Consider the following 12,696-nt stretch of genomic DNA (forward strand, 5'->3'; position numbering starts at 1 on the left):
AGATGGTGCAACAAGTAACACAAGGAATTAAAATTTCGGTAAAAACGGAGTTTGACGGCACATTTTACAAAAACCGTAAAATGCAATATGCCTTTGCGTACACTATAACAATTGAAAACCAAAGTAAAGACACAGTTCAACTTACTGCCCGCAGCTGGAAAATAAAAGATTCTCTTAGCAACACTCAAATTATTGAAGGCGAAGGTGTAATCGGTCAAAAACCGATATTACTCCCTGGCGACAAACATTCATACACCAGCGGCTGTCTTTTACTTTCTCCTTTTGGCGCCATGAAAGGACATTACAGCATGGTAAATTTTACTACAACCAGAAAATTTAGAGTTTCTATCCCGCTTTTTAATTTGAGCGCTCCTTTTTCTATGAATTAACAACTCATTGTCTTATAAACGTCTCTATGCGCCTTATGCAGCACGTTTAGGAGAAAAACGTAGTATTAATTGTTCCTAATTGCAAATCTTCGTAGCGCATTTCGACTGTTTCATTTAACCTGTTTAGTTGGGTAATGCTTTTTGTTTTTATAAAGCCACGATCCATTATAAGATTGCTTTTTAAATCGCCTTCTCCTGCAGTTTTATGAAATTCAAGGATTTCTTTATCTGATGGGCTTATGTTTTCAAATAAAAATTCAGAAAACCAGTGTTCGCGTTTCTTTTTTAAACTTTCAGGATATAATGGTGAGGAAGACCATATTTTTGGCGCAAGTGGCTCTTCAGAAAAGTGATACTTCAACCCATCCCAAACCAATTGAAACAACACCACTTCCCTTCTCCATTCAACAATAACAACCGTAAAAGGTTCTATTTCATGGAAATCATAACCACTAATTTCGTCTTTTAAATTTTCAGTTTTCAAAAGGTCTTTTACCACCAACCCCCTGCTTTTTATGTAAAAAGAATGCCGCTTATGCGCAACAAAACCTCCATTCATTAAGCAAACCACACGTTTTTTTTCGCTCACACCAATCCATGTTCCACCAGCAACCGCATCTTTTGGATACACTAATTTTAGACCTTCTTCTATATATAGTTTTGGCGAAAATGTTTCACGACCAGGCGCTTCATCACGGTTTGAAGTTAATACAAAATTGCCATTAGATTTTGGAACGAAGGTGATTGTACACATTTTTTAAGCAGTTTTAAAGATATGAAACTACAAAAGGAATTTTTAAAATACCAAATTTCAAATACCAAATTTCAAATAAATTACCAGTGCTAAAGGCGTTTACTATATTTCTAAACAATTAGCTTATAAAAAACTTACCCATTTGGAATTTGGATTTTCAAGGTTTGATGCTTCCATTTTTGTACCTTTGCAATCTTCATAAATAGAAAAAACAAAAATATTATGGGAAAAGGATTTTTTAAAGTACCAATCGCGGTAAATGAGCCTGTAAAGAGCTATGCTCCAGGATCCACAGAACGAGAAGAAGTACTTGAAACTTACAAAAAAATGTATGGTGAAAAAGTGGAAGTACCGCTATTTATCAATGGGAAAGAAATAAAAACAAACGATACAGCAACAATGTCTCCTCCACATGACCACAAACATGTGTTAGGGACGTATCACAAAGCCACAAAAAGCAATGTAGAAGAAGCAATTGCTACTGCTTTGGAAGCACGAAAAAAATGGGCTGCAATGCCCTGGGAGCAACGTGCAGGAATTTTTCTTCGCGCTGCAGAACTTATTGCGGGTCCCTATAGAGCTAAAATTAATGCCGCTACTATGTTGGCGCAATCAAAAAATATTTACCAAGCAGAAATTGACGCTGCTTGTGAACTTATAGACTTTTTAAGGTTTAATGTTCAGTTTATGACTGAAATCTATGCCGAACAGCCAGAATCTACTTCCGGAGCATGGAATCGAATTGAATATCGCCCATTAGAAGGATTTGTATATGCAATTACACCTTTTAATTTTACAGCAATTGCAGGAAACCTTCCAGCAAGTGCTGCATTGATGGGGAATGTAGTTTTATGGAAACCAAGCGATAGCCAGGTATATTCTGCAAAAGTTATTCAAGATGTTTTCCGAGAAGCAGGCGTGCCAGCTGGCGTTATAAATATGGTAATGGGAGACCCTGTTATGATTACCGAAACCGTTCTTGCAAGCCCAGATTTCACCGGAATTCACTTTACAGGATCAACGCATGTTTTCAAAAGTATTTGGCAGCAAATTGGCGTTAACATCCACAACTATAAAACATATCCACGAATTGTAGGAGAAACTGGTGGAAAAGATTTCATCGTCGCACATAAAACATCAAATCCAAAACAAGTAGCTACAGCAATGAGTCGTGGCGCTTTTGAGTTTCAAGGGCAAAAATGTAGTGCTGCAAGTAGATGCTATATTTCTGAAAGTATTTGGGAAGATGTAAAAAAATACCTTATTGAAGATATCAATTCATTCAAAATGGGTTCTCCTGAAGATATGAGTAACTTTATTACTGCTGTAATTCACGAAGGCTCATTTGATAAGCTTGCACAGTATATTGACGCTGCAAAAGCCGACAAAAATGTTGAAGTAATTGCGGGAGGAAACCACGACAAGAGTAAAGGTTATTTTGTTGAACCTACCGTTATAGTAACCCAAGATCCAAAATACACAACAATGTGCACAGAGCTTTTTGGCCCTGTTTTAACCGTATATGTTTTTGAAGACGCTAAGTGGGAGGAAACATTAGAAATCGTAGACAATTCAGGTGAATACGCTTTAACTGGCGCCGTTTTTAGCGAAGACAGATACGCCTTGGAAGTAGCAATGAAAGCCCTTGAAAATGCAGCAGGAAACTTCTATATCAATGACAAACCTACAGGAGCAGTTGTTGGCCAACAACCTTTTGGAGGTGCACGTGCTAGTGGAACAAATGATAAAGCAGGAAGCAAACTAAACCTATACCGTTGGATTTCTCCAAGAATGGTAAAAGAAACGTTTGTTTCTCCTGTAGATTATAGATATCCATTTTTAGGCTAACACATAAGCTACCTCATAAAAAAACCCATCTTGAAAATTTCAAGATGGGTTTTTTAGTTTTGAAGAGATCTAATTCTATTGGTAATCTTTACTTTGACCTATTTCAGCATGCTGAGAGTTTTTTGCAGCGTTATCTGCTTTAACAACCATAACTGCAAGGCTTAAATTGGCTGCATTATAATCTGAAGGCACATTAAATGAATATGACTTTTTAAATTCTTGGTATGCAGGAGTATCAGGAATAGGATCTCCAAATAAATCCGAAAGTGTATTTCTCAAACCTTCATTATGCTCGAAGTCCTTAATCGGGTTTCCAGCTCCTTGATATGGATGCCCTGATACATTATTAAAGTAATTTACTTGATCTGCAATAACACCGTTTTCTAATAAATAAACAACCAGTTTATCTCCAGGCTCTGAACCATTTTCATAAACTACTTTTACATCAACAGTAAGGTTTGAACCTGTAATCTGTGAATTGATAGCAATAGACATATCAGTTTCTACTCCGGCTAAAGCCATTACTGCATCGTAATCATAAGACGGTACTTTTTTCCAGTTTGTAGCTCTATCTAATTGTGTCTGCGGAAATCCGTCTGGCACACCAAACTCAGCTTGAAGCTCATCAATTCTATCAAAATGCAATGGCTCAAACACACCGCCAGATTCTTTATGAATAGCAACAACTGTTACATGATCTGTTAGAGATTTTACTGTTTCAACCGCAACGATTGCATCTAGACAAAAGCCACACCAGGTACCAGTATAATCTTCCAGAACTACATTCTTTTTAGGAATGAAAACCGAAAAGTTTTTAGTTGCAGAAGTATATTCTTCACCATTCACCATATATTTTGCATAAACTTCAAAACTTCCTTCACTAGCTGAAGAAAATGTAAAGCCTGAAATAGCTGCGCTATTTACATAAAAAGTAGCATCTGCAGCACTATTTTCTCCATTAGAATCTAGTAAACCAAAGGTTATGGTTTGATTTCTAAAGGCTCTATTTACATCTATTGTCAAGGCGCGTTGTGTTTCCGAAAGCACCTCAAAGTTTAAAATATTACTGGTTATATCGCCAAGAACTGCTTTTACAGCAAAAGTTCCTGTAGTCGTAAATGGATGTGATGCACTTGAAATCTCAACATCATTCACATAAAGCTTTGCTGTTGAAGTATAATCTACTTCATCGCTACCAGTAACAGTAAAGTTAACCATTTGACCTTCGGTAACAACTTCCAATTCTCCAGTTCCTACATCACTGGTTAAAACAATTGATAAATCTTCTACAGCTACGCCGATTGGGTCTTCTTTTTTACTACAACCAACGATTGCAATAAAAGCAAAAAATAAAAAGAGTTTAAAATAGTGGGGGTTTTTCATGACTTTGATTATTAAAATGTAGGGGGCTAATATAATCTATATTATAAAAAGAGACACGATTTTAGAATGTTAAATTCATAATTTCAGTTAAACAAAAACAATTTTTTATTAAAAAAAACTTAATATTGCTACTCTTTAACTACTTATTTAAATTCTATTCGATGAAAAAAATTTTTTCCTTCCTCCTTGTAATGGCTAGTTTTACTGCTATTGCACAAAATGATTTACCAAATGTTGATATGACTACCCTAGATGGGGAACCTATCAATTCACAAACATTATCTACCGATGACAATGTTGTAATTGTTTCTTTATGGGCTACATGGTGCGTCCCTTGTATTAAAGAGTTAGATGCTATTAGTGAAGTGTACACAGATTGGCAAGAAGAAACCAATGTGAAGCTTTATGCAATATCTATTGACGATAGCCGTGGTGTAAAGCGTGTTAAACCAATGGTTAACGGAAAAGGCTGGGATTACACCGTTTTGTTAGATACCAATAACGACTTTAAAAGAGCTGTTGGTGCAGCAACAGTACCTTTAACGCTATTAGTAAAAAACAATCAGATTGTTTATAGACACTCTGGCTATAGCCCAGGTGCTGAGATGGAGCTTTATGAAAAAGTAAAGGAATTCTCTAACAAATAAATTTCTTACCAACCAAATCTACAAAATGAAAAAAATAATACTTGGAGCATTTATGCTTATAGGTGCAATCTCCTTTTCACAGAACAACGGTTACTTTTTTGGTGGCCTTGAATCTAACATGCAATGGCTTCAACCCGACGAAGGTCTTTCTTTTCCTGAAGGAAATGAATTTGAAGTCGGTCAATTTAGAGCCAATAACTACTTCCAACTTAACTATTCTTATGGAAAATTTACAGCTGGAGTACAATATGAATCGTATCTTCCAGCTGCTTTGCTAGGATATTCTCCAATCTGGGATGGTCAAAACGGTGTAGGAACCTACTACATTAATTATAAAGACGATAAGCTTGATGTTACGGGAGGTTATTTCTACGAACAATTTGGCAGCGGTTTAATTCTAAGAACATGGGAAGACCGTCAACTAGGCATCAACAATGGCTTAAAAGGGCTTCGTGTGAAATTTAACCCTACTGCAGATGTTGACATAACAGGTGTTTATGGCCAAGTAAGAAACGGATTTGATGTTTCTGAAGGTGTAATTCAAGGTTTAGATGCAAATCTTGATCTAAGCAGTGTTTTAAATATTGATGCGGTAGACCTAAAACTTGGTGGAAGTTATGTAGGGCGCTACCAATCAAATGACGCTAACGATTCTATACCCAAAGTAGTAAATGCCTATGGCGGAAGATTGGATTTTGTAGCAAACAACTTTTATGGAGGTGTTGAAGCAATTACAAAAGATGCAGATGTTATTGTAAACGAAGGAGTAATTACTTCCCCACAACTTTTTGATGGTACTGCACTTCAAGTAAACTTAGGATATGCTCAAAAAGGACTTGGAATCAATTCTACATTTAGAAGATTAGAAAACTTTAGTTTCTACTCAGACCGTTATGCTGAAGGAAATCAATTTAACGAGCAAATCGTAAATTACATACCAGCAGTTACAAAACAGCACGATTATTTACTTTCAAACATATATGTGTATAATGCACAACCACGTTTATTGTTTAGTGATTCTGAAAAGAGAGCTGGAGAAATAGGCACTCAAGTAGATGTATATTATTCTTTCCCTAAAGAATCTGCATTAGGAAAACTTGGCACTAAAGTCGCTGGTAACTTTTCATATTGGGCAGGCTTAGAAGCTACCTTTAATGTAGCAGACCAAACGTATGACGCTAAGTTTATTGGTGATGGAAAACGTTACTTCCGTGATTTAAATATTGAAATTAAAAACCGTTGGTCTTCAAAATGGAGCACGATTGCAACATTTCAAGATGTAATTATAGATAAAGCGGTTTCTAAAGGTGGTATTTTAGGTACCGAAGGCGACATTAGAGCTCAAATTGCCGTGGTGGAAGCAACACGTCGTTTTGAAGGCGGTAAAGCTTTACGCGCTGAATTACAACACCTATGGACATCAGATGACGATAAAAATTGGGCTGCAGGAGTATTAGAATATAATTTCAACTCAGCATTTACAATTTACGCAGCTGATTCATGGAATTATGGAGGCGAAGAAGAACTTCACTACTATACTTTTGGTGGTAGCTTTTCAAAAGGCTCTACACGCTTTGCTTTAAATTATGGCCGTCAGCGTGGTGGTTTAATTTGCGTAGGTGGGGTTTGTAGACTAGTTCCTTCAAGCACTGGGTTAACAGCAAGTTTAGCCGTTACCTTTTAAGAACAATTTACAACAAAATAAAAAATGCCCCGAAGAAAACTTCGGGGCATTTTTAGTATACGAAATCTAAATAGTTACTTTACAACAATCTTTGTAGTTTGCGTAGCACCTCTTTCGTTATTAAATCTAACAATATATGCTTGTGAACTCAAATCAGACATAGCAACTGCTTGACGACCAATCTCGAAACGAGCTTGTTTTACAACTCTTCCTTGAAGATCGTAAACAACCATAGTTACTGGCTCATTCACATTTAACACTAATTCGTTAGCAACAACAGTTGATTGAATGGTTAAATTAAGCTTGCTGTTTTCATCAACACTTAATGTTGGATTGTAACGGTAAGTAAAAGTTAAAGGGGTACCTATTTCAGTTACACCATCTGCTTCATATTGGTGAAAAGCAAACGTAAAGTCCAAAATATCAGTTCCATTTCCAGGACCAAAATTTAAAAAGTGATTTCCTTCCCCTGTAGTTTCACCCACACCTATTGGAAATACCTGTGGAGCTGTAGGCAACGTTTGACCCACCGTTAAACCTGTATAGCATTGAAGTGCATAACAAAGCTCAAAAAATTCACCTGTAGCATTTACTGCGCTTACAAATTCAATTCGTGTATAAATTTCATCTGTAGGATTATCGTTTGTAACAAAGAAGTCATAATTAGCACCTGAGTTATACCCAAATGTTCCATATTCTTTAACATCACCTTCGTGAAGTTCTTCTCCGTTGTGATCAGTTACTGTAAACTGTGCATTTGCAATGGTAACTGAACCAAGTACCGTTAAAAAAAGTAATTTAAGTTTCATTTTTTTAGTTTTAGGGTTAATCTTAAAAGTTTATACTAAGTAAAGCAAAAGTAAAGATAATATTTAAAAAACATCATGTCTTTAAATATTCTATTCCAGATATTTAACATTTAATCCCCTTTAGTGTAAATAAAAATACAGCTAAACATTAATTTTATGTTTTTTTTAAAAAAAAATTATTACTTTTAAAAATTCGTTAAAGTTTTTTGATTTCAAAACCTCACAAAATTGAAGTAACAACTTAGCGATTTTAAGCTAAAAAACTGTATAGCAACGTATTAAGCTTAAAATAAAAAAGTATATTTGTAACTAACTTTAATATTCACAAACTATTTAAATCTAAAATCATGTTAAAAAAACTACCCCTTATCTTAGTGCTTGCATTATTCGCGAGTGCTACTTATGGACAAACAATTGTCTCGAACTCCCCTCAAAACAAAAATGTTGTACTTGAAGAATTCACAGGTATTCACTGTACCTTTTGCCCAGACGGACATCGAATTGCCAATGAAATATTAGCAGCTAATCCAGGACGTGTTGTATTAATCAACATTCACGTTGGTGGATACGCTACTCCAGGTGCTGGCGAACCTGACTTTAGAACACCTTACGGTACTGCTATTGTTGGGCAAACAGGTTTAACTGGGTATCCTGCAGGAACAATAAACAGACATGTTTTTCCAGGAAGAGAAAATACCTCAGGCGGAACTAGCATGTACCGAAACTTTTGGAACATCTCCTCAACAGAAACATTGGCTTTAAGCTCGCCTGTAAATGTTGCTGTGGAAGCATCAATCGATGTAAACACAAATGTTCTAACGGTTCATGTTGAAGGATATTACACCGCCAACAGCCCAGAACCTACTAACTTTTTAAATGTTGCATTATTACAAAATAACACCAAAGGGCCTCAAACTGGTGGTGGCGCAGGAAACAACTACAACCACAATCACCGTCTAGTAGAAATGCTAACTGGCCAATGGGGTGAAACAATCAACACTACTACTACGGGTACTTTTGTAGATCGTACATTTACCTACACTATTCCAGCAGACTACAATGGTGTTGCTACCGAGCTTGCTGACATGCAAGTAGCTGCTTTTATTTCAAACACGCGCCAAGAAGTTCCTAGTGGACATACCGCATACCCAACATACACAGGGCTTACTCATAATAATGATGCAAACCTTAGATCTATCTCAGAAATACCTGCTACTTGCGATACGAATGTTGCCCCGATTGTAAATGTTCAAAACTTAGGTATGGACCCTATTACAGCTATGGCAATTGAGTACACTATTAATGGTGTTGCTAACACCTACAACTGGACTGGAAACATTATGTCTCTTCATAGTGAAACAATTGAACTTCCAGAAGTCCCTTATACTATGCAAGGAACTAACAACGTAACTATAAGCCTTCCTGGAGATGACAATAACGCAAACAATAGCGCAACTACAACTTTCGACCAAGCTCCTGCTGGAACTGGAAATGTAACAATGGTAATGGAGGTTGATAGCCGTGGAAGCGATGTAAGATGGTATGTTTATGACTCTAACGGTACATCTGTTTATCGTGGTGGACCATATCCAAACGGTAGCCCTCAAACGGTTACTGAATCATTTCAGTTAGCAGAAGACTGCTACGAATTCAGAATTCTTGATACTGCAAGCAATGGCGGTGGTGAAATAACAATAACTGACAACCAAGGAACTCAGTTATACCACACGAATGGTAATTATGGCAATGGTGAAAGCTCTCCGTTCTCTAGTAATGGGGTATTAGGAGTGAACCAAAACCAACTTAATGATGTTCGTTTATACCCAAACCCTGCAACCTCAACAATTAATTTGAAAAATGCAGCGAACGCAAATATTGAAGTGTATGATATACTTGGAAAATTAATCCTTTCTGAAAACAACATTTCAATGGATGCCCAAATAAACGTTTCTCAATTACAAGCTGGAACGTACTTTATGAAGATTGCAAAAGACAATCTTTTAACTACCAAAAAATTCTTGGTTACTAAATAATAAACAGCTTTAAAATTTTAAAACCCCGGCTCGTTCGGGGTTTTTTATTTTTTAGCCTTTGTACTTTAAAGGAAGGTGCACCACACTTTTAGTCTCATAAAAATCTTCTGTAAATATTTCGCTTAGCGGAAACACGGTAGCCTTGGGGTACAGCTTTAATTCTTCGGTCAAATCGCCCCCTTTTAAATACAGAATTCCATTTTTTCGATCGTGATTACTCTTTTTAGCCACTTTTCCATTAATCCAATGCACAAATGTGTCCATCTGCGCTACGGCACGGCTCACAATAAAATCATACTTCCCAGAAACATCTTCTACACGAGCGTTGGTTGCCCTTACATTTTTAATTTCTAAGCCTGCAACAACCTCTTCAACTACTTTTATTTTTTTTCCAATGCTATCTACAAGGTGAAATTGAACATCAGGATATAAAATTGCTAGTGGAATTCCAGGAAAACCACCACCCGTACCAACATCTAATATGCTAGAACCCGAAAGAAACGGTTGAATTTTTGCAATTCCAAGAGAATGTAAAACATGACGAAGATAAAGCTCATCAATATCTTTACGAGAAACTACATTTATCTTCAAATTCCAATCTTCATATAGGCTTTGAAGCAAATTAAATTGATATTTTTGAACCTCAGTAAGTTGCGGGAAATATTTTTGTATCAGTTCCATATTTTTTTTTCAGTTGCAAAAGTAGGATATCTTCTATAAATTTATGGTTTTCAACAGTTAGTTTTACGCAAAAGATGCCTATTTTTGTAGTTTTCATGGTGCAAAATCACCGATAAACATTTTTAAATTGAATTATACAAACCTAACCTTTTCACGAATTGACAGCGCTAAGTTTTTTAGAACATTAAACAAACGCGTAAACGATTATTTTAAGGATAATAATATATCCCGCACAGGAAACTGGAGACTACACCTGAAAACTATTATTATGTTTTCAATATACCTAAGCCCATATTTTTTATTACTTACCTTAGATGTTCCTAGCTGGGTGCAATTAATACTAACCGTTATCATGGGTATAGGCATGGCTGGTGTAGGAATGAATGTTATGCACGATGCAAATCATGGAGCATATTCATCTAAAAAATGGGTAAACAAAATTATGGGAGGCAGCATGTACATACTTGCCGGAAATGTATATAACTGGCAAGTACAACACAACGTTTTACACCATACATACACCAATATTCATGGCCATGATGAAGATTTAGAAGCAGGGCGTATTCTTCGCTTTTCAAAACATTCAAAGTGGCATAAACTTCATAAATTTCAGCATATTTACAGCATTTTCTTTTATGGTTTATTAACTTTTAATTGGGTGCTAACCACAGACTACTTTCAAACTAAGAGATATTTAGCTCGCAAACTTTCCTATGGAAAATTACCAAAACCCGCAACTCAATGGAGTATTTTGGTTATTACAAAAATGATTTATTTATCACTTTGGATTGTGATTCCAATTTTATTTTTCAATATTGTTTGGTGGAAAATTTTAATCGGTTTCTTTATCATGCATTATGTTGCTGGAATTATTCTGAGTATTGTTTTTCAACTTGCACATGTAGTCGAAGGTTCAGAAATTTTACTTCCAGATACCAGCGGAACCATGAAAAATACGTGGGCAATACACCAATTATTCACTACTGTAAATTTCTCAACAAATAATAGAATCGTAAACTGGTATACAGGTGGTTTGAACCATCAAGTGGAGCATCATATCTTTCCAAATATTAGCCACATTCACTATACCAATATTTCAAAAATTGTTAAGAACACCACAAAAGAATTTAACTTACCTTACAAAGAATATAAAACTACACGCAAGGCAATTATGGCACATTTCCGTCATTTAAAAGAAATGGGGCTAAAACCAACCGTAGCTCATAATTAATATGGACAAAAGACTTTCAACACGAGTGAACGAAATGGCTACTTCAGCCACTTTGGCAATGGCTGCCAAAACAAGAGAACTAAAAGAACAAGGCATTGACGTTATCGGATTAAGCTTAGGTGAGCCTGATTTTCCAGTTCCAGATTATGTAAAGCAAGCAGCCATTCAAGCAATTGAAGACAACTATCACTCCTACACTCCTGTAGATGGATATGGCGATTTAAAAAATGCAATAATTACAAAATTTAAAAGAGATAACAACCTTAGTTATGTGCCCTCACAAATAGTAGTTTCAACAGGGGCAAAACAATCATTGGCAAATTTAACAATGGTGCTTTTAAATGAGGGAGACGAAGTATTATTGCCAGCTCCATACTGGGTAAGCTATGCAGACCAATGTAAAGTTGCCGGCGGTGTGCCGAAAGAAATAGCTACCTCAATAGAAACAGATTTTAAAGTTACAGCCGAAGCCCTTGAAGCTGCTATAACACCAAAAACTAAACTCATAATCTATAGCTCTCCTTGTAATCCTAGTGGATCTGTTTATAGCAGGAAAGAGCTTCGAAAACTGGCTGATGTCTTAGTTAAATATCCAGACATCATCGTGATTAGTGATGAAATCTACGAACATATAAATTTTGGATCAGGCCATACCTCTATGGCTGAATTTGATGATATGTATGAGCGCACAGTGGTTGTAAATGGTGTTTCAAAAGCCTTTTCTATGACAGGTTGGAGAATTGGATACATAGGTGGTCCTGAGTGGATTGCCCGAGCCTGCAATAAAATGCAAGGACAAGTAACCAGCGGAACTAACTGTATAGCACAACGCGCCACAATTACCGCCTTGGAAAACCCTCCAAGTAAAATAAAATTTATGGTGGACGCTTTTAAAGAAAGACGCACCCTAATATTGAAGCTACTTGCTGATATTAATGGTTTTAAAACCAACGTGCCCGAAGGCGCTTTTTATGTTTTTCCTGATGTCTCTTATTTCTTCGGAAAGACATTACGTGGAAAAAATATAAATACAGCTTCTGATTTTTCACTATACCTCTTGGAAGAAGCCAAGGTCGCCACTGTTACCGGTGAAGCTTTTGGCGACCCAAACTGCATACGAATTTCATACGCCACGTCTGAATCAGAGATTAAAGAAGCTATGAAGCGTGTAAAAGCAGCCTTAGACTAGGTTTAATCTATTTTTTTATCTGTATTTTAGACTTTTATCTATTTTTTA

General features: G+C 36.2%; 11 protein-coding genes. 7 read left to right on the forward strand and 4 right to left on the reverse strand.

What is annotated here, in order from left to right; translation table 11 throughout:
• The first annotated feature begins 2 nt into the window (after positions 1-2).
• The gene (gene apaG, locus ABJ955_RS02490) at positions 3-389 is read left to right on the forward strand and encodes a Co2+/Mg2+ efflux protein ApaG (RefSeq protein WP_347373024.1); all 387 of its coding nucleotides are present in this window, start codon (positions 3-5) and stop codon (positions 387-389) included.
• A 46-nt stretch (positions 390-435) separates the two neighbouring features.
• Here apaG and ABJ955_RS02495 read toward each other — a convergent pair whose 3' ends face one another.
• Positions 436-1,143, reverse strand: a complete 708-nt coding sequence (locus ABJ955_RS02495) for an NRDE family protein (RefSeq protein ID WP_347373025.1) — start codon at positions 1,141-1,143, stop codon at positions 436-438.
• Between the two features lie 222 nt (positions 1,144-1,365).
• Between ABJ955_RS02495 and pruA the strand changes: the two genes are divergently transcribed.
• On the forward strand, positions 1,366-2,991 hold the full coding sequence (gene pruA / locus ABJ955_RS02500) for an L-glutamate gamma-semialdehyde dehydrogenase (protein WP_347373026.1): 1,626 nt from the start codon (positions 1,366-1,368) through the stop codon (positions 2,989-2,991).
• A gap of 75 nt (positions 2,992-3,066) precedes the next feature.
• On the opposite strand, the gene ABJ955_RS02505 is transcribed toward pruA, so the two are convergent.
• Positions 3,067-4,374 (reverse strand): Omp28-related outer membrane protein, encoded by a 1,308-nt coding sequence (locus ABJ955_RS02505; protein WP_347373027.1) that lies wholly within the window; start codon positions 4,372-4,374, stop codon positions 3,067-3,069.
• Between the two features lie 161 nt (positions 4,375-4,535).
• On the opposite strand from ABJ955_RS02505, the gene ABJ955_RS02510 reads away from it, so the two are divergent.
• Positions 4,536-5,021 (forward strand): TlpA disulfide reductase family protein, encoded by a 486-nt coding sequence (locus ABJ955_RS02510; protein ID WP_347373028.1) that lies wholly within the window; start codon positions 4,536-4,538, stop codon positions 5,019-5,021.
• Positions 5,022-5,046: 25 nt separating this feature from the next.
• Complete coding sequence (locus ABJ955_RS02515; RefSeq protein WP_347373029.1) at positions 5,047-6,705, forward strand: DUF6029 family protein; 1,659 nt, start codon at positions 5,047-5,049, stop codon at positions 6,703-6,705.
• 74 nt (positions 6,706-6,779) lie between these two features.
• Here the strand turns inward: ABJ955_RS02515 and ABJ955_RS02520 are convergent, their stop codons facing one another.
• Positions 6,780-7,514 (reverse strand): T9SS type A sorting domain-containing protein, encoded by a 735-nt coding sequence (locus ABJ955_RS02520; protein ID WP_347373030.1) that lies wholly within the window; start codon positions 7,512-7,514, stop codon positions 6,780-6,782.
• A gap of 347 nt (positions 7,515-7,861) precedes the next feature.
• Between ABJ955_RS02520 and ABJ955_RS02525 the strand changes: the two genes are divergently transcribed.
• Positions 7,862-9,547, forward strand: a complete 1,686-nt coding sequence (locus ABJ955_RS02525) for an Omp28-related outer membrane protein (RefSeq protein WP_347373031.1) — start codon at positions 7,862-7,864, stop codon at positions 9,545-9,547.
• Between the two features lie 51 nt (positions 9,548-9,598).
• Here the strand turns inward: ABJ955_RS02525 and rsmG are convergent, their stop codons facing one another.
• Positions 9,599-10,228, reverse strand: a complete 630-nt coding sequence (rsmG, locus tag ABJ955_RS02530) for a 16S rRNA (guanine(527)-N(7))-methyltransferase RsmG (protein ID WP_347373032.1) — start codon at positions 10,226-10,228, stop codon at positions 9,599-9,601.
• Positions 10,229-10,355: 127 nt separating this feature from the next.
• On the opposite strand from rsmG, the gene ABJ955_RS02535 reads away from it, so the two are divergent.
• Both ABJ955_RS02535 and ABJ955_RS02540 read left to right on the forward strand, forming a co-directional pair.
• Positions 10,356-11,459, forward strand: coding sequence for an acyl-CoA desaturase (locus tag ABJ955_RS02535; protein WP_347373033.1), 1,104 nt, complete (start codon positions 10,356-10,358; stop codon positions 11,457-11,459).
• 1 nt (position 11,460) lies between these two features.
• The gene (locus tag ABJ955_RS02540; protein ID WP_347373034.1) at positions 11,461-12,648 is read left to right on the forward strand and encodes a pyridoxal phosphate-dependent aminotransferase; all 1,188 of its coding nucleotides are present in this window, start codon (positions 11,461-11,463) and stop codon (positions 12,646-12,648) included.
• Positions 12,649-12,696: the final 48 nt, after the last annotated feature.

It is taken from the genome of Aequorivita sp. Q41 (assembly GCF_039831855.1).
Taxonomy (GTDB): Bacteria; Bacteroidota; Bacteroidia; order Flavobacteriales; family Flavobacteriaceae; genus Aequorivita.